General features: G+C 68.9%; 17 protein-coding genes. 5 read left to right on the plus strand and 12 right to left on the minus strand.

Annotation, left to right across the window (positions count from 1 at the left end):
• Positions 1–17: 17 nt before the first annotated feature.
• Positions 18–440, plus strand: a complete 423-nt coding sequence (locus tag AB0C26_RS36175; RefSeq protein ID WP_360256937.1) for a peptidase inhibitor family I36 protein — start codon at positions 18–20, stop codon at positions 438–440.
• Between the two features lie 67 nt (positions 441–507).
• Here AB0C26_RS36175 and AB0C26_RS36180 read toward each other — a convergent pair whose 3' ends face one another.
• From AB0C26_RS36180 to AB0C26_RS36190, 3 genes are all read right to left on the minus strand, one after another.
• Positions 508–2,013 (minus strand): ricin-type beta-trefoil lectin domain protein, encoded by a 1,506-nt coding sequence (locus tag AB0C26_RS36180; protein WP_360257142.1) that lies wholly within the window; start codon positions 2,011–2,013, stop codon positions 508–510.
• A gap of 288 nt (positions 2,014–2,301) precedes the next feature.
• Entirely contained in the window at positions 2,302–2,457 is a 156-nt protein-coding gene (locus tag AB0C26_RS36185) for a hypothetical protein (RefSeq protein ID WP_360256940.1), read from the minus strand.
• A gap of 399 nt (positions 2,458–2,856) precedes the next feature.
• Positions 2,857–4,206, minus strand: coding sequence for a macro domain-containing protein (locus AB0C26_RS36190; RefSeq protein ID WP_360256943.1), 1,350 nt, complete (start codon positions 4,204–4,206; stop codon positions 2,857–2,859).
• Between the two features lie 143 nt (positions 4,207–4,349).
• On the opposite strand from AB0C26_RS36190, the gene AB0C26_RS36195 reads away from it, so the two are divergent.
• From AB0C26_RS36195 to AB0C26_RS36205, 3 genes are read left to right on the plus strand one after another with little or no spacing between them, the layout of a single operon-like run.
• Positions 4,350–4,868 (plus strand): hypothetical protein, encoded by a 519-nt coding sequence (locus AB0C26_RS36195; protein WP_360256945.1) that lies wholly within the window; start codon positions 4,350–4,352, stop codon positions 4,866–4,868.
• Entirely contained in the window at positions 4,865–6,610 is a 1,746-nt protein-coding gene (locus tag AB0C26_RS36200; protein WP_360256947.1) for a hypothetical protein, read from the plus strand. Before AB0C26_RS36195 ends, AB0C26_RS36200 begins: the two co-directional genes overlap by 4 nt.
• Complete coding sequence (locus AB0C26_RS36205) at positions 6,607–7,296, plus strand: TIR domain-containing protein (protein ID WP_360256949.1); 690 nt, start codon at positions 6,607–6,609, stop codon at positions 7,294–7,296. The genes AB0C26_RS36200 and AB0C26_RS36205 overlap by 4 nt, the downstream gene beginning before the upstream one ends.
• On the opposite strand, the gene AB0C26_RS36210 is transcribed toward AB0C26_RS36205, so the two are convergent.
• Positions 7,293–7,682, minus strand: coding sequence for a hypothetical protein (locus AB0C26_RS36210; RefSeq protein WP_360256951.1), 390 nt, complete (start codon positions 7,680–7,682; stop codon positions 7,293–7,295). The two genes, AB0C26_RS36205 and AB0C26_RS36210, sit on opposite strands and share 4 nt — an antisense overlap.
• Positions 7,683–7,696: 14 nt before the next feature.
• Entirely contained in the window at positions 7,697–8,821 is a 1,125-nt protein-coding gene (locus AB0C26_RS36215) for a helix-turn-helix transcriptional regulator (RefSeq protein ID WP_360256954.1), read from the minus strand.
• Between the two features lie 114 nt (positions 8,822–8,935).
• On the opposite strand from AB0C26_RS36215, the gene AB0C26_RS36220 reads away from it, so the two are divergent.
• Positions 8,936–9,766, plus strand: a complete 831-nt coding sequence (locus AB0C26_RS36220) for a DUF4142 domain-containing protein (protein WP_360256956.1) — start codon at positions 8,936–8,938, stop codon at positions 9,764–9,766.
• On the opposite strand, the gene AB0C26_RS36225 is transcribed toward AB0C26_RS36220, so the two are convergent.
• Genes AB0C26_RS36225 through AB0C26_RS36255 form a run of 7 tightly spaced genes read right to left on the minus strand, consistent with a single transcriptional unit; the run spans position 9,708 to position 17,764 of the window.
• Positions 9,708–10,982 (minus strand): iron-containing alcohol dehydrogenase, encoded by a 1,275-nt coding sequence (locus AB0C26_RS36225; protein WP_360256958.1) that lies wholly within the window; start codon positions 10,980–10,982, stop codon positions 9,708–9,710. The genes AB0C26_RS36220 and AB0C26_RS36225 overlap by 59 nt on opposite strands.
• A 14-nt stretch (positions 10,983–10,996) precedes the next feature.
• Positions 10,997–12,433, minus strand: a complete 1,437-nt coding sequence (locus AB0C26_RS36230) for an NAD-dependent succinate-semialdehyde dehydrogenase (RefSeq protein ID WP_360256961.1) — start codon at positions 12,431–12,433, stop codon at positions 10,997–10,999.
• A gap of 4 nt (positions 12,434–12,437) precedes the next feature.
• Positions 12,438–13,514: an ABC transporter ATP-binding protein gene (locus AB0C26_RS36235; RefSeq protein ID WP_360256964.1), complete on the minus strand. Its 1,077-nt coding sequence runs from the start codon at positions 13,512–13,514 to the stop codon at positions 12,438–12,440.
• Complete coding sequence (locus AB0C26_RS36240; protein WP_360256966.1) at positions 13,514–14,581, minus strand: ATP-binding cassette domain-containing protein; 1,068 nt, start codon at positions 14,579–14,581, stop codon at positions 13,514–13,516. Before AB0C26_RS36240 ends, AB0C26_RS36235 begins: the two co-directional genes overlap by 1 nt.
• Positions 14,581–15,414 carry a carbohydrate ABC transporter permease gene (locus AB0C26_RS36245; RefSeq protein ID WP_360256968.1) on the minus strand — a complete coding sequence of 278 codons (834 nt, stop codon included), beginning with the start codon at positions 15,412–15,414 and terminating at the stop codon, positions 14,581–14,583. Before AB0C26_RS36245 ends, AB0C26_RS36240 begins: the two co-directional genes overlap by 1 nt.
• Complete coding sequence (locus tag AB0C26_RS36250; protein WP_360256970.1) at positions 15,414–16,364, minus strand: sugar ABC transporter permease; 951 nt, start codon at positions 16,362–16,364, stop codon at positions 15,414–15,416. Before AB0C26_RS36250 ends, AB0C26_RS36245 begins: the two co-directional genes overlap by 1 nt.
• Positions 16,361–17,764, minus strand: a complete 1,404-nt coding sequence (locus tag AB0C26_RS36255; RefSeq protein ID WP_360256972.1) for an extracellular solute-binding protein — start codon at positions 17,762–17,764, stop codon at positions 16,361–16,363. Before AB0C26_RS36255 ends, AB0C26_RS36250 begins: the two co-directional genes overlap by 4 nt.
• Positions 17,765–18,009 lie beyond the last annotated feature (245 nt).

Here is an 18,009-nt window from a genome sequence, read left to right on the forward strand (position 1 = left end):
GCGCACCGTTACCGGCCATGACGACTACGAGGAAACGCCGGCTGGCGGCCGGCATCATGAGCGTCGTGGCCATGGCCACGGCGTCGCTGTTCGCCCTGTCCGCACCAGCCGAGGCGCAGGCGGTCTGCATCGAGCCCGAGCCGGCCGCGCTGTATCTGTACGCGAACCGCAACGGCAGCGGTGACGTCTTCCAGGCCACCGTGTCCGTCATCGACTTCCGCGTGTTCGGCTTCAACGACAAGGCCAGCCGGGTGTGGAACAAATACGACTGCCGGGCCTGGGTGCTGTACGACGACAACCAGTTCGAGGACCGGCACTACTGCATCCGCCCCAACCAGACGGTGGACCTGCACCTCGAGAAGTGGAACTTCGGCGACAAGATCTCCTCGGTCAAGAAGCTCACCGGCAAGAGCTGCAGCGGCTACCCGACCTTCGGCTGATCGGCGACCGGCGGCGGCCCGCCTCCCGGGTGGGAGACGGGCCGCCGGCCTCGGTGCGGGTGCCGGATCAGCGGCGCGTCCAGATCTGGTTGGCGGCGCCGGTGCAGGTCCACAGCAGCACCGCGGTGCCGTTGGCGGTCAGGTTGCCCTCGACGTCGAGGCACAGGCCGGACTGGTTGCCGCGGATGGTGCCGTTGGCCTGCGTCGTCCACTGCTGGTTGGCGCCGCCGTTGCAGTCCCAGATCTGCACCTTCGCGCCGGCGGTCGCGTTGAGGGGAGCGTCCAGGCACTTGCCGAGGGCCTGCAGCGTTTGACCGGAGGCGGTCCAGCGCTGGTTGGCCCCGGTGCCGCAGTCCCAGATGACCGGCTGGGTGCCGTTGGTGGTGGTGCCGTTCGGGACGTCCAGGCACCGCCCCGACGCCGAACTGACCAGGGTGGTCCCGGTCGGGGTGGTCGTGCCACCGCCGCTGACCCGGAAGACCACCGTCCCGTGGGAGGGCACGGCGGCGCTGATGGTCCCCGTGGTAGTGGTGACCGCGCCGGTCCACGCGTCGGTGAGCGTGAACGAGCTACCGGACTTGCCGATCGCGGCGGCGCTGGTGGTCATGGTCGCGGTCCCGGAGCCGGGGTTGTAGAGCGCCACCGCCACATCACCGTTGGCGAGGGGCTTGGCCAGCACCCGGCGGCCGCTGTCGTTGGCGACCTGGGCGCCTTGGCGGCCGAGGCTGTCCTGGTTGATGGCGATCAGCCGGCTGTTCTTGAGGATCGTGGAGGTCGCGCTGTCCATGGACCGTACGTCGTTGCCGGCGATCAGGGGTGCCGCCATGACCGCCCACATCGCGAAGTGCGTGCGCATCTCGGTGTCGGTCATGCCGCCCCGGCCGACGACCATCATGTCGGGGTCGGTGAAGCCGCCCGGCCCGGCGTACCCGGCCAGCGGCACGGTGACGTCGATGATGTTCTTGACGCCCATCGGGTAGCCGTTGGTGTTGCCGGTGTCCCACCGGTTGGTGATGTCCTCGGTGGTGCGCCACATGTTGGCCACGTCGGTCCAGTTGCGCTGCGGGCCCGTACAGCAATGGAAGCTGTTGGAGTTGATGCTGAGCACGATGGGCCGTCCCGTCGCCCGCAGCGCGTCGCGCATCTTGGCGAAGGTGGCGACCTGGTCGTTGATCGTCCCGCTGCCGTCGCAGTAGTCGTACTTGAGGTAGTCGACGCCCCAGGCCGCGAACTGGTTGGCGTCCTGCACCTCGTGACCCCGGCTGCCGGTCGCGCCGGGGTAGCCGCCGGTGGACTGTGCGCAGGTCTTGGTCCCGGGCACCTGGTAGATGCCGAACTTCAGCCCGCGGGCGTGCAGATAGTCGCCGAGGGCCCGCATGCCCGAGGGGAACCGGGACGGGTTGGCCTGCAGGTTGCCGGCGCCGTCCCGGTTGGGGTCGAACCAGCAGTCGTCCACGACCACGTACTGGTAGCCGAGGTCGCGCATCCCATTGGCGACCAGCGCGTCGGCGGTCTGTTTGATCAGCGTCTCGTTGATGTTGCACCCGAAGGTGTTCCAGGTGTTCCAGCCCATCGGCGGGGTCCGCGCCACCCCGTTCTCCAGCGCCTGCGCGGACCGCGGCCCGACGGCTCCCAACGCCACGGCGATGGCGGTGATCGCGAGGACTGTCAGCAGAACGCCCTGCCATCGGGCACGTCCAGATCGGTGCACCTTCACTCCTTCGCCGTTCGCCACGCATTGAGGTTCAGCAATGTTAACCTTCACAACGCCGCGGCGACGCGAGCTCACTTTTCGGCATGAGCGAAGCGCGACCGCCGGCGGGCGACGAAAAGTGTTACGCGGCGTCACGTCGGACGGTCCTCAGCCGGCATTCGCGTCGGCGACGTCCCAACCCGCGAGCACAACCATGAACGCGAACACTTGCCGAGCCGGTGGCCGCGCGGGCAGGTCGACGTAGGAGACGTCGCTGTCCAGGCGCTCGCGGCGAATGGAACCGGCGGGCTCGCCGTCGATCATGAGCCGTTCCTCCAATCGCCAGATCGGGGTGCGACGCCGGTGGTGAAGGTGCCGCGAAGAACAGCGCTCGGGTGTCGGTGGCCGGATTGTGCTGCTACCGCCCGGGGCGGCCGAGCCGTCTGAAGAGCCCGGCGATGCGCGCCGCGGCCGCCCGCCGGTCGTGGCTTCGCATCTATCAGCTACCGGCCTATGCACCCGAGCTCAACCCGGCCGAGAAGGTCTGATCGACGATGAAACGGAGCCTGGCCAACCACTGCCGCCGCACCGGTGCTGACCTGCTCGCCGCGGTGAAGAACCGCCTCAAACGCCGGCAATACCGCCCTGGCCGGCTCGACGGCTACCTCACCGGAACGGGTCTATCCCCACCAACCCCGGCCCGACCCTGACCCCAAAAGGCGTCTAGCCGGTCACCGTGCGCAGCGCGCGGAAGTCCACCCGCGCCAAATCTTCGGACCGCAGCACGATGCGCAGCTCCGGGCATATCCGGGTTGACCGGCTGCGGCGCTCGAACGACTTGATCACCAATCGCAGCAGGTCATCAGGTGAGCTTTCGTCGATGCGTGACAATCCGCCGCCGATGAGCGGCACGGCGACCGGGCGCAGCTGTCCGTGCAGGCGTATCGCCTCCCAAAGACTGTCCAGGCTGACGGCGAGGTCGGCCGGCGTCGAGCGGGCGACGAGGTCGTTGCCCATGCGGCTGTACGCCACAGCGAACAGGCACCGGTCGTCCGGCCGCAGCACGGCGACCGTGCCGAGCGGATAGCGAACGAGCTTGCCCCGGCGTTTGACCGCCCGCGTTTCCCGCGATGCCGGCCGGACATCCCGCAGTGCCGCCCGCAACTGACGGTCGAGCGCCCCACGATCGCCGGCGAACAGCTCCCGCGCGGCCCGAGCCTGCATCGACGCGCCGTTGATCACGCGGTCGTCGGTGGTGTCGGTGTCGAAAGTGTCGGTGAAGCCGACCACCAGATGCGCGTCCCGCTCGGCGAAGAGGTCGCCGGCCGAGAGGACGACGGTGCTGGTCGCGCGGTCGCCGACCGTGAGCCGCAGCAATCCGCGCCGCTGCCGGCGTAGGGCGGCCCGGATTTCGGTGATCAATCCGAGCAGGACCGCGTCGCCGGGGCGGTCGGCGGCCAACGCCTCCGCCGCCGCCAGCGCCTCGCCCGGTCGGCCCATCTGCCGGTAGATCTCGATGAGCTCGAGAGTCGCGGTCCGGCGCATCGCCCACAAGTCGTCGATCAGGGGCCGGGCGAACGGCAACTGCTCGACGGCGGCGAACGGCCGGCCACGCCAGAGCGACAACGCCTTACGGAGCAGCTCGATGGCGATGACGCCGTCCTCTCGCGCGGCCTGCTCGACCAGGTGGCGGAACTGGACGAAGTCGATCCGGTGGGCTGGTACGAGCAGCCGGTACGCCGTCCGGCCCTCCGAGAGCTGCTCGACCAGTGACCCGGCCGGTCCCGTCCCGGGCGGATCGATCGCACGCCGGATCTCCAGGACGCGCTTTTGAACGGCGGTGCGCTCCTCGCGACGCACCACGTGGCCCGGGGCGTTCCATGCGTCCACGTACAGCTGCTCGACCGGCACGGCTTCGCCGGCCGTGGCCAGCCGGAGGAGAACGACGAGAGCTTTGGGTGGCAGCGAGCGGTCACTGCCGCGGGCCGTCAGCCGTATGGGCCCCAGCGCGTTCAATGACGGAAGCGGGTCGGAAGCAGTCGGGAAGCGGTCGGAGCCTTTCTCGGGAAGCATCGGTCGGCTCTCATGTGAGGTGGACAGAGCGTCGGGCCAGGTGGTGACGATACCGGCGCGGCCCTGTCCGCCGGTATCAGTCGGGAGGGCGGCGATCGAATGACGACAACGACGCGGTTCGATTCCTATCGGATGCGTACACCATGACGACCGGCCTGTCGCAGGTCATCCTCGTACTTCTGCCGGTCCTGGTCGGCGCGGCGGTAGGCGCCGTGCCGGCGATTGCCATCGAGCGCTCACGAGTACGCACCACCTTGGACACGCGATGGGATACGGCCCTTCATCAGACCTGCGCGCAGTTCGCGGTCACCGCCCGTACCTTGATCGACATTGCCGAGGAACTACCTGAGGCGGACGCACGCCGACGCCAGGAGGCCGTCGCCACGATGGCCCGCGAGCGCGGCCGGCTCCACGTCTTGTTGGCCGAGATCCGGCTGCTCGCCGATGCCCGGGTGCAACTGGCCGCCCGGCAGGTGGTTCGGCACACCTGGGCCGTGCAGAAGGTCGCGATCGGCGCCGGCCCGGCCGGCGACGGTGCCGCGCCGCGAGAGCGGGCGCTGGCCGGAATGTTCGAGTTTTATCGCGCGGTCCGGCTGCAGCTCCGAGTTCCGGAGGCCGATGAGCTGGCGCCGCTCAATCCACCGACGGAGAGGCGGCAATGACCATCGGTACGAGCACCCCCGACGAGCCGGAGCACGCGAGTCACGATCCGTCGCCCCCGATGGACACGAATCCGACGCAGTGGCTGTGCGGCGCCGTCTATGTCGACCTGGGCCTGCGCCGGTTCGTCCTGAACAAGTTCCTCGACGCCGGCCTGCGCACCTGGCCACCCAACTACGGGCTCGACACCACGGCCGTCGTGCGACATGCGTGGCGGGCTCAGCGATGGATGCGCCACCGGGACATCCTGCTGGGCCTTGTGGTCTTGAGCGCGCTGGTGGTGCTCGCGACCCGTTGGCTGAACCGCGGGGCCCTGGTGCCGACCTGCGTGGCCGTGGGCCTGATCGGGCTGCTGATACTGACTCGGCGGACCCTGCGGCGCCGGAAAATCCGCCTCCGCGAAGCCTTCACATGGCTGCGCAAGCGCGGCCGGTTCGGACGCCGAGCGGCGGTGCTGGCGGCGCTGGCTCTGATGATCACCAGTGTCCTGTCAGGACACGGGCTCGTGCGGGCCTTGCGTCCCGGCGACGCCGTCGTGCTGGAGATCGCCGTCGCGGCGGTCGTCCTGATCGGCACCGTCGATGGTTTCGTGGTGCTGGGACGGGCGCGCCGGTTCCTGCCCCATCTCCACGCGACAACGCCGCCGGCGGTTGCGCTGCGGGATGCGGCGCCGCCTCTCCCCGTGCGGCTGGAGCGTCGTCTGAGCGCGCTCGAGGACGGCGCCTCTCCCGCGAAGGGATCCGACGGACCTCTGGCCCGCGTTCTCGTGTACGACCTACCAACCCGGCGCCGGACGTTCGTCAACAACACCTTCGTCGGCAGCGGCGAGTCCCTCGGCCCGTTCGAGATCAACATCGACGTTTCCAAAGGCCGCCGGGACCCGGACGGTAGGCGACGCGAGCCCCTCCCCGTCAACCTGGAGGAACTGCATCACGCCGTGGCCTCCGCCGCGGCGCGTCAAGACGCCACCGGCCTGTGGTGTGGGTTCCGGATGTACGTCGATGGCGCCAGCATCTCCCAGGAGCTACTGCCGACGCGGTCGGGGCGGCCGGTGGCGACACAGGAGCTGAGCGTCGTGCTGGACCGCCTGCGACAGCCCATGGTCGGGGAACGGACCTACCTGTGCGTGCAGCTTCCGCTGGCGAACTGGGCATATCAAATCATGCTGACGCTGTTCGTCCGAGCCGACCTCACCGGCGACCACCTCATCGTGCACAACGACATTCTGATCCTGCCCGGTCCTATGATCATCGGCCGGACATGGCCTCGTATCCCGACCGACGCATGGACCCACGCGAGCGGGGCGCTCCGGCTCGGGATCACGCGGATCTGGGGTGTCGCGGCGGTCAGCCCGGTGCGGGTTCTTTGGGATGTATGCGGTCTTCTCCGCCGGCTCTGGGGCCGCTTGTCCATCCAGAATCACGGGTGGCATCGCCGGCCACTCGAGCACGGCGCGGTCTACTCGATCCGCGAGAAGCTCGCCGAAGGCGCGGTCGTCGTCCATCCCGATGCCGTACAGGACATCAACACAGCCATCGCGTTTCTGATGCAACTGCTGCAGAACGGTCTCCGGGACTATCTGGAGAGCCGGGACATCGACGCCACGAGGCTCGACGACGACATCAAGACCGTCGTCAACAACCAGCAGACCAAGATCGAGGAATTGCACGCCAAGAATGTCACCTTCGGTGACCACAGCCAGGCCGGCGACACCAATCAGCGGGCCGGGGACGGGAACTCATGAGCGAGAGCAGCCGAACCAGCATCGGCAGCGTCCAGACCCACAACATGACGACCGGTGACTACAGCCGCGCCGGTGACGACAACTACGTAACCGGCCCCAGCGGCTCGGATCGGAAGACCGACCCCGACGACGTTTCCCGCAACGTCTTCGTCATCTACGGACGGGACGACGAGGCGCGTAAGGTCGTCTTCGACTACCTCCTGGCGCTGCGGCTCAACCCGCTCGAATGGGAGGAACTGGTCGCCGCGACGAGGTCGACCGCACCCTCGCTCGCCGACGTGGTCCGGAATGCTCCCCGCCGCGCCCGAGCGGTGGTGGCGCTGCTGACCCCGGACGACGTCGTCCACCTCCACCCCGCGCTCGTCGGCGATGGCGACACCGCGGCCGAACGCCGCACCGGCTGCCAGGCCCGGCCCAATGTGTTCTTGGAGTTGGGCATCGCCCTGGCAACGCACCCGTCAAGCACAATCGTCCTGCAAGCGGGCCTCATGCGAGAGACCGCCGATCTGGCCGGCCTGAATTACGTACGCCTCGACGACACTCCCCGGTGGCGCCACAAGGTCGCGGAACGACTGCAGAGTGCCGGCTGCCCGGTCAACTGGAGCGGCTTCTCGGCAGATCCGGAGCGCTCGGCCCAACTGGCGGCGTTCCGCCGGACGGCCCAGGGCGCCCCGCGCCCGTCTTAGCGCCACTGTGGTTCAGCTGAGGCGGCGCATAGTGTGCATGCGTGACTCGGGCGAGGGAAGATGTCGCCCGAGCCGCACACCGCGCAGGTGACGACGACGTGGACGCCGCACGAGCAGTTGCGCCATTCCCGCTGGGGAGGGGTGTCGGTGAAGGCCTCGTCGCACCATCGGCACGCGGTGGGCGCGGCGCCCGTGTCGAGGACGGCGTATCGGTGGTAGCTGTAGGCCACGATCCGGGGGTCCATGCTGCTGTGCAGTACGAGATCGCAGAGCTCGTCGGGAGTGTTGACGGTGCGGTGGGTCTCGTAGGTGCTGCGGGAGTCCAGGCGCAGGGTGAAGGTGACCCTCCAGCGGAACACCCAGGCGTCAGCGGGCGAGACGGTCATGGGCCGGCCCCGGTTCAGGGCTTGCCGAGCCTGGCCAGGGCGTCGTCGAGCTCGGCCATGGTGTCCGCCGGCTTGCCCGCCTCGAGTGCGAGTTCTTCCATCGCTTGACGGTAGGGATCCGATGCGGCTGTCGTGTCGAGGAACAGCGGATCTCCGATGTGTTCGATGTAGACGACGTCCGACAAGTTGGTGATCGTCTGACGGAGGATGGAGAAGGAGTTGCCGATGCCCCGCCGGCCACCCGCGCCGGACGGCAGCACCTGCAGACTGACGCTGGGCAGCCAGCTGACCTGGCGAAGGAACTCGATCTGTTCACGCATGACCTTCTCTCCGGGGAATGCCTCGGACAGGGCGGCTTTGTCGACCAGAGCCCACAAGCGGGGTGTTCGGCCGCGCAGGATCTCCTTCTGTCGCTGCATGCGGACCCGTACGCGCCGGTCGATCTCGGTCGTGTCGGTGTACCGGAGGCGGATGACGGCCTCGGCGTAGGCGGGCGTCTGCAGCAGGCCGGGCACGAACCTGACCTCGTACGTCCTGATGTGTTGCGCCAGGGACTCGAGGATGAGGTACGAGCAGAGGGAGCCGCCCAGGACGGTGCGGTCGTCGTGCCACCATTGCGGCTGGCTGAGCTCGCGAACGAACCGGAGCAGGGCTTCCCGCTGGTGAGGCTCGGTCACGGCATACATCTCGAGCATGCGGTGCAGGTCGGTTTCGGCCACTCCGATCTGGCCGCACTCGATCCGGCTGATCTTCGACTTCGACGCCGCGATGCCCAGTCCCGCTCCGGCGGCGGACATGCCGCGGGACTCTCTCAGCAGACGGAGTTGGCGCCCCAGGATCTGGTGAGCCTGGTTCGGGCGACCGTCCAGCCGGCTGGGCGAGGGCTGCCTGGGAGGGAGCACTTGGCTGCGCACGCGGCGTATGGTGCCGGATGGACAAGCGGAAGGGCAATCGCATCTGCAAAGTTGCATGCACGTGCAGATGCGATCGCAGGATGCCTGTGACACAGCGTTGCGATGAGGAGTGCTCTTTACGGACCTTGTCCCGTTTGTGACCGCGCCCCGACACGGAAAGCCACTCCATCCTCGAACGGGTGACTCCGGTCGGCGTGGAGAACAGCTTGTCACGGCGCATGACATCTAGTCAAGAAGCAACCTGCTTGATGCCCAGTGTATCCGGCAGCCGGCTCGAATGGGCGACGCGGGTGATCCGCGGGGCCCTCTCGCACGTACTGCCTGCCAAGGTGTCGATGTGTGGGGAGGGTTCTCGTGCGGTGGCGTCACTTGTGGGGTCCGGTGCTCATGGCTCTGGCGATGGTTCTGCTCGATCCGCTGCGCTCACCCGCCCACGCGGAGCCCGGCGTGCCCGTACCGCCGGGGGAACTCATCACCGACACCAACGACGGTGAGATCACCGCGGCCGACAAGGATCTGGTGGTCAAGGTTCGGCTGGCCGGGCTGTGGGAGATCCCGGCCGGCCAGATGGCGCAGGAGAAGTCGCGCAATCCCCGGATCCGGCAGATCGGCAAGAGCATCGCCGACCAGCATGTCGTCCTCGACCGGCTGGACCGGGTCGCCGCCCGCAAGCTCGGCATCAAGGTGCCGGACAAGCCGAACGCCGACCAGCAGGGCTGGCTCGGTGAGATGCGGGACGCCGAGGGTGCGGAGTTCGACCGGATCTACATCGACCGGCTGCGGGCCGCCCACGGCAAGATCTTCCCGGCGATCGCGACGATTCGCAGCAGCACCCGCAACGACACCGTTCGCAAGCTGGCGCAGCAGGCGAACCAGTTCGTCGCCACCCACATGACGCTGCTGGAGTCCAGCGGCATCGTCGACTTCCAGGCGCTGCCCACGGCGCCGCCGCCGGCGCCGGCCACCTCGGCCGCGGTCGAGCCGGCCGCCCTGTCCCAGGCCAGCGGGACCCAGGCCGGCGGGAACCAGGCCGGCGCGGCCCCGGCCGGCGGCACGAATCAGGGTCTCGTGATCGGCGTCTTCGCGGCGGCGCTGGCGGCCGGAGCGTTCTTCACCTGGCGGACCACGTCGGCGCGTCGGCGGCCCCGTCGCCGGCGATACCACTACTGACGACGGGCCGGGCCCGGTCTCCGCTCCAGGCCGCTTCGAGGATCGCGGTCAGGCTGGCGGTGTCGGTGGGGCCCGGATGGTTCTGGATCAGGCGGGTCACGCCGCCGGCCATCTCCGCGAAACGGGGAAGGTCGGCGCGGGCCACGCCGATGTCGGCCAAGGTGGGCGGGAGGCCGATGTCGGCCAGGAGCTCGTCGAGCCAGGTGAGGAACGCACCCGCGGCCTCGGCGTCGGAGGCGCCGGCGACGTCGAGTCCGCACGCCTTGGCCAGGACGGCCAACCGGTCGCTGATGACCTCTCGGGCCGCGTCCAGCGCGTACGGCAGCAACAGCCCGACGCCGAGGCCGTGCGGCGTGTGGGTGGCGGCCCCGATCGGGTATTGGAGGGCGTGCGGGGCCGCGTTGCCCGCGTGGGAGAACGCGAGCCCGGCCAGCATGGACCCGTACGACATGTCCGCCCGCGCTTCCTTGTCGCCTCCGTCCCGCACGGCTCGGCGCAGGCTGCGCGCGATGCGTTCCACGGCCCGGAGCGCGTAATGGTCGGTGACCGCGTTGCGGCCGAGGAAGACCTGCTCCACCGGGTCGCGCGGCCCGTGCGGCCGGGGCCGCGCGGTGTAACTCTCCACCGCGTGGCAGAACGCGTCGATGCCGGAGTGGGCGGTGACGGTCGGCGGGCACGTGTAGGTGAGTTCGGGGTCGATGACGGCGAAGTGGGGCACGATGTGGACGCTGGACACCCCCACCTTCAGCTCGCGGTCCGGGTCGGTCAGCACCGAGACGGGGGTGAGTTCGGAGCCGGTGCCCGAGGTCGTCGGCACCGCGACGAGGGGGATCGTCGGCCCCGGCACTTTCGACTCGCCGTAGAAGTCGCGCGGCTCACCCCCGTGGCGGCGGAGGACGCCGACGATCTTGGCAAGGTCGATCACCGTGCCACCGCCGACGGCGAGGATCACGTCGGCGTCCACCTCGGCGGCGGCGGAGACGGCCAGGGCGACATCGGCCAGGGGCACGTCGGACGTCGCGTCGGAGAAGATCTCGACGGCCTCGACCCTCTCCCGTACGGCGGCGACGATCCCGGCCACGCCGGGCTGCCCGAGAAGCACCCGGTCGGTCACGATGAGGACGCGCGAGCCGCACTCGGCCACCATGCGCGGGATGTTCTGCGCGACCCCCTCACCCACTATCAGCTGGCGGGGTCCGCGGACGGTCTCAAGCATGTCTGTCCCTCCGGTCACGGTAGGTCGATGGCCGCGTAGGTGAGCTCGAGGTACTCGAGGATGCCCTCGTGCGACCCCTCCTTGCCGATCCCGGACTGCTTCACGCCGCCGAACGGGGCCGACGGGTCCGATATGAGACCACGGTTGACGCCGAGCATCCCCGTGTCGAGTCCTTCGGTGAACCGCAGCGCCCGCTGGAGGTCACGCGTGAAGACGTATCCGACCAGGCCGTACTCGGTGTCGTTGGCCTTGGCCAGCACCTCGTCGTCGGAGGTGAACGAGATGATCGGCGCCACCGGGCCGAAGATCTCCTCCCGCAGGATCCGCGCGTCCTCGGGTACGTCGGCCAGGACCGTGGGCGGGTAGAAGTGACCCGGCCCGGCCGGCCGCTCGCCACCCACCAGGACCCGGGCCCCACGATCGGCCGCTTCGGCGACGAGCGCGTCGATCCGGGTGACCGCGTCCTCGTCGATCAGCGCACCCACCTGTACGCCTTCGTCGAGTCCGTGGCCCAGACGGAGCGCGCCCATCCGCGCGGCGAAGCGCGCCGTGAACTCCTCCCGTACCGGCTCCTCGACGTAGATCCGATTGGCCGCGATGCAGGACTCCCCGATGTTGCGCATCTTGGCCACCATGGCGCCCTCGACCGCGACGTCCAGGTCGGCGTCGGCACACACGATCAGGGCCGCGTTGCCACCGAGTTCCATGGAACTGCGCAGCACGTTGTCCGCGGCCTGCCGGAGCAGCACGCGCCCGACCTCGGTGGATCCGGTGAAGGAGAGCTTGCGGGTACGGCTGTCGGCCAGCAACGCCGAGACCACCGCGCCGGATCGTCTGGTGGTCACCACGTTGACGACACCCGGGGGCACGCCCACTTCCACCATGATGCGGGCCAGCAGCAGCATGGTGAGCGGGGTCAGGGCGGCCGGCTTGGTGATCGTCGTGCAGCCCGCCGCGAGCGCGGGAGCGATCTTGCGGGCGCCCATGGCCAAGGGGAAGTTCCAGGGCGTCACGAAGACGCACGGCCCGACCGGCTTGGGCACGGTGAGGATGCGATATCCGCCGTGCGGAGCGGTGCTGTAACGCCCCTCGACGCGTACCGCCTCCTCGGCGAACCAGCGGAAGAACTCGGCGCCGTACGCCACCTCGGCCCGCGCCTCGGCGAGCGGCTTGCCCATCTCGAGCGTGATCAGCCGGGCGACCTCCTCGGTCCGTTCGGTCAGGGCCCGGTACGTGGCGGTCAGCAGCTCCGACCGCCGGCGGGGCGGGGTCGCCGCCCATCGCGGCTGGGCCTGGCTCGCCGCGTCCAGAGCGGCGAGTCCGTCGGCGACCCCGGCGTCGGCCACCTCGGCGATGGTCTTGCCGGTCGCCGGATCCTCGACGGCGAAGGTGGCGCCGCCGGTGGCGGCGCGCCAGGTGCCGCCGATGCGGAGCAGTCGGTGTTCGGTCACGCGATCACCGCCCGGCCGAGGACAGCGACAGCCCGGTGCCGGCGTCGAACAGGTGCGCCCGGTCCAGGTCGACCGTGACGTCCAGCGGCTCACCCGGCGTACCGCTGACTGTCGGTCTTGCCTTGACCTTGAGGATGTCGGTGCCCACCCGGACGTCGACCACCGTCCGGTCACCGAGCGGCTCGAGTCCGTAGAGCCGGCCCGGCAGCGCCGCGTCTCCGCGCCGCTCGACCGACAGGTCCTCCGCGCGCAGGCCCAGCAGCAGCGGACGGCCTTCCTCGGCCGTGGCCCAGCGGGGCCGGGGCAACGTCCAGCCTTCGGCACCGACCAGGCGATCTCCCTGGGCCTGGCAGGCGAGCAGGCTGATCGGCGGGCTCCCGACGAACCCGGCGACCCACTGGTTGGCGGGACGCTCGTACACCTCGGCCGGCGTTCCCACCTGTTGCACCTTGCCCTCCTTGAGGACCGCTACCTGGTCGGCCATGGACAGGGCCTCGACCTGGTCGTTCGTCACGTAGACGAAGGTGGCGCCGAGGCTGCGGTGGATGCGGGTCAGCTCGGTGCGCATCTCGACGCGGAGCTTGAGGTCGAGGTTGGTCAGCGGCTCGTCCATGAGGAACGCGCGCGGGCTGCGGACCAGCGCCCGGGCCAGGGCGACACGCTGCATCTCGCCGCCCGACAACTGCGCCGGACGGCGTTGCAGCAGACGTTCGATGTGCAGCAGGCTCGCGACCCGGTCGACGGCGGCCGCGATCTCGCCCGAGGACCAGCGGCGCGCCCGCAGCGGCGAGGCGATGTTCTCGTACGCCGTGCGCCGCGGGTAGAGGGCGTAGCTCTGGAAGACCATGGCCAGGTCGCGGGCGGCCGGGGCGTCACCGGTCGCGTCCCGGCCGTCGAGGTGTACCGACCCGGCGTCCAGCTGTTCCAGACCGGAGATCGCTCGCAGAGTCGTCGTCTTGCCCGCCCCGGAGGGACCCAGGACGACGAAGAAGGAGCCGTCCGGAACGTCCAGCGTCACCCCGTCCAGGGCCTGGACCTTGCCGAAGGACTTGCGCAGCCCGTGCGCTGCCACGGTTCCCATCAGGCCACCAGCTCTTCCGTACGCACGTCGTAGACCGCCGGGGCCCCGCCGGTGTGCCGCAACCCGACCTTGTCGTCGGCGGCGAAGCGGATGGTCGACGGCATCCGGACCCGGACGTCGTGCCGGCCGCCGTGGTCGACCACGTAGATGATCTCGTCGCCCAGCCACTCCGCGGAGACCACGCGGGCCGGCACCGACTGTTGCGCCCCCGGCTCCGTGACCTCCAGCGCCTCCGGCCGGACGCCCGCGACCAGGTCGCGGTCGCGCGGCACACCGGGCGGCGGCGTGAGGCCCAGACCGCCCTGGCCGCGCAGCTTCCCGTCGGCCACCTCCACCTCGATCAGGTTCATCGGCGGGGAGCCGATGAAGGCCGCGCAGAACAGACTCGCCGGACGGTCGTAGACCTCCAGCGGCGTGCCGATCTGCTCGACGCGGCCCTTGTTGAGGATGGCGATCCGGTGCCCGAGCGACATCGCCTCGACCTGGTCGTGGGTGACATAGACCATCGTCGTTCCCAGTTCCCCCTGCAGGTGCTTGATCTCCGTACGCATCTCCGCCCTCAGCTCCGCGTCCAGGTTGGTGAGAGGCTCGTCCATGAGGAAGGCCCGCGGTCGCCGCACCAGGGCGCGAGCGAGCGCGACGCGCTGCTGTTCCCCGCCGGACAACTGACGTGGCCGCCGGTCCAGCAGCTGGCCGAGCCGCATCAGCCGGGCGGCCTCCGCCACCCGGTCGCGCACCTCCGCCTTGGGCAGTCCCTCGGCCCGCAGGGGGAACGCCAGGTTGTCGCGAGTGCGCAGGTGCGGGTAGAGGGCGTAGAACTGGAACACCATGGCGATGTCGCGCTCGGCCGGTGGCAGGTCGTTCACCAGCGCGTCGCCGATACGGATGTCGCCAGTCGTCTGCCTCTCCAGGCCGGCTATAGCCCGCAACGTGGTCGTCTTGCCGCACCCCGACGGGCCGAGCATCACGAACAGCTCGCCGTCGCGGATGGACAGGTCCACGTGCTCGACCGCCACCGTCCCGTCCGGGTAGCGCTTGTGCAGGGCGGTCACCTCGATGCCGGCCATCAGCGCCGCACCGCCCCGAGCGTGACGCCGGCGACGAGATGCTTACGCACCAGGTAGGCGAAGATGAGCACCGGCAGGGCGAACACGACGGACGAGGCGGCCACCAGCCCCCAGTCCACGGTGGTGCCGCCGATGAGGCCGGCGATGGCCGGTGGAGCCGTTCGCACCTCGTCGCTGGAGGTGAGGAAGATGGCGAACACGAACTCGTTCCACGAGAAGATGAGCGCGAAGACGGCCGTCGCGGCGATGCCGGGCACGAGCAGGGGAAGGGTGAATTTCCGGAACGCCTGCAAGCGGGTGTACCCGTCGAGCATGGCGGCGTCCTCGTACTCCGCCGGCACCTCGTCGACGAACCCCTTCATCATCCAGATCGTGAACGGGACGTTGAACGCGGTGTAGATGAGGATCAGGCCGAGCGCGCTGTCGATGAGACCGATGTAGCGGTACATCAGGAAGATCGGGATCACGACCACCACGGGCGGCATGAAGCGGGTGGACAGGATGAAGAACAGCTGGTCCTTCTTGGCTTTGAGGGTGAATCGTGAATAGGCCCAGGCCGCCGGGACCCCCAGCACGGTGGCCAGCACCGTGGAGGCCCCGGCGACGATGACCGAGTTGAGGAACGCGGTGGACAATCCGGAGGCGACGAACACGTCCCGGTAATGGTCCAGCGTGACGTCGAAATTGAGGAACTTCGCCGGTACGGCGTAGACGTCCCGGTTCTCCTTGACGGACGTCTCGATCATCCACAGGACCGGGAACAACATCACGACGGCCAGCACGGTGAGCAGCACGCCCTCGAGCACCGAGCGGCCCCGGACGGAGAAGGTCATCAGTCCTCCTTGAGCTTGTTCAGGTACCGCAGGTAGAGCTGCGTGAGGACGATGACGACCAGGACCATGAGGATGCCGTACGCCGAGGCGGTTCCGGTGTTGAAGCCCAGGAACGCGACCTTGTAGACGTGGAACGACAACGTCTCGGTGGAGACACCCGGGCCTCCGCTGGTGAGGATGTAGACGAGGTCGAACAGCCGGAACGCCTCGATGGCCCGGAACAGCACGGCGATCAACAGCAGCGGCCACACCAGCGGAAGCGTGATGGTGCGGAAGCGGAACCACTCCGAGGCCCGGTCGATCGAGGCGGCCTCGTACAGGTACTTGGGCACCGCGGTGAGCCCGGCCAGGGCGATGAGCATGATGAACGGCGTCCACTGCCAGGTGTCGACGACGATCAGCGAGAGCAACGCCGTCCGCTGCCGGGTCAGCCATTCCACCGGCTCCAGGCCGAGCGAGCCGAGCATGCTGTTGACCACGCCGAACTGGGCGTCGAGCATGAACCGCCAGAACAGCCCGACCACGACCGGCGACAACATCATCGGAACCAGGAAGAGCGTGGTCAGCAGTCCCCGCCCGCGTGTGCGCCGGGAGATCAGGTAGGCGATGGTGAAACCGAGCACGGTCTGCAGGCCGACCGCGCCGATCACATAGACCAACGTCGTCAGGGCCCTCAGGTGGACCTGGGCCGAGGTGAGGATGGCGGTGTAGTTGCCGAACCCGACGAAATTGGCGGGACCCCCACGGGTGGCCGAGTAGTCGGTGAAGGACAGGTACAGCGCCCACAGCAACGGGAACACCGACATGGCGAGCAACAGCAGCAGCGCGGGGGCGATGAAGGCCACGGCGAGCCGCCGGTCGGTCAGCCGGCGGGACCGGCCCGGGGCAGGCGGCTTCGGCGTTGCCGCCTGCCCCGGACGGTCGGTCATCAGCGAGACGCGGTCGCTCACAGTCCGCCGCCGCCCTTGCGGCCGCTGGAGTCGAGCACGTCCTGCTGCTGCTTAGCGATGTCGTCGAGCGCGGTCTTCGGGTTCTTCGCGCCGTTGAGGGCCGCGTTCACGTTGGTGTTCTCGATGTCGACCAGACGCGCGTACTCGGGCACGTTCCACATGTCCCGCATCCGCGGCACGGAGTCGGCGTACACCTTGTTGAAGGGCCCGGCGTTGAGGAACTCGGGCGAGCTCAGGGCGTCCGTACGCGAGGGCACGCCACCGGCCGCGGCCCACTTCTTCTGAACGTCGGCCTGCTCGAACCACTTCATGAAGTTCAGGGCCTCGGCCTGGTTGGCCGGGGAGGAATACGCCGACACGTGCATGCCCATGCCGCCGAGAGGCACCAGGTTGGTCTTCTGGCTCGGCAGGGTCGCGAAGCCCAGCTTGCCGAGGATCTGCTCCCGCGTGGTGCCGAGCGTCGACTGCTTCGGGTCGAGCAGGCCGCCGCTCGCGGCGATCCAGTTGAAGGCGATGCAGGCCTTGCCCTGCGCGACCGCCGCGTTCACCTCGTCGATGAACCAGTTGCCGGAGCCCTTGGCGGTCAGCGGCTTCATCTTGGTGACCAGGACGTCCATCGCCTCCTGGCCGGCGGCGTCGTTGAGGACACCGTCGATCTTGCGGTTCGGGGCGTCCCACAGATTGCCGCCGTAGACGCCGTTCACCGTGTTGTAGGTGACGGCCGCGGCGTCGGAGCCGTTGGCCTGGTGGAAGGCCAGCCCGCTGACGCCGGGGTTGTCGGCCTGGCACTTCGCGGCGACCGAGATCATCTCGTCCCAGGTCTGCGGTGGCTTGTCGCCGATCAGGTCCTTGCGGTAGATCATCGTCCAGGTGTCGCCGAGCAGCGGCAGCCCGTACAGGCTGGCGTTCTCGTCACGCTTGCCGGTCTCGGCCTGGGGGAACTGGCCGTAGGCGGCCAGCAGGTACGGGTCGTACGCCTGAACGTCGATGTTGCCTTTGACGAAGTCGGTGAGATCGAGGATGTTGCCGTTGGTGACGGCCTCGCCGATGTGTTGCGAGTCCAGGATCGCGACGTCGAAGTCGGTCTTGCGCGCGGCGAACTGGGTAAACATCGCGTCGTGCCAGTTCGCGTTCGGCACGGTGTTGACCTTGATGGTCGTGTTCGGCCGCTCTTTCTTGTATTCCTTGTTGGCGAAGGCTTCCAGCGCTTGGGCGGGGGGCCACTCGAACCAGATGAAGCTGAGGGTCAGCGGGTCCTTGGTGAGCTCCGGGATGGTCGCCGGCGCCTTCGGGGCGCTCGCCTTCGCGTCGTCGTCCTTGCTGCCGCCGCAAGCGGCCACCGTCGTGGCCATCAGCAGCAGGGCCGCGGACAGTCGTCCTATTCGCTGGGAATGCCGCATATTCCTGCCTGCTTTCTGAATGAAGACTTGGAGAACCTCGCTACGTGCTTCGCATCGCTGAGTGATTGGTGCCGAGCTGTCACGGGTACGCCGCATGACGTCGTTCAGGCATGCTTCGCGGAAGGTTTCGCGGCGGAGTCGGATGGCGATCGTCAGCCGCTTTTCCTATACGATCCGATGTGGGCGTCAGCATGTCGCAGCGTTGTGACTGATGTCAACAGGTTCGTCAAGGCGCAAGAAAGGAC

The sequence above is a fragment of the Actinoplanes sp. NPDC048796 genome (assembly GCF_040650035.1).
Lineage (GTDB): Bacteria > Actinomycetota > Actinomycetes > Mycobacteriales > Micromonosporaceae > Actinoplanes.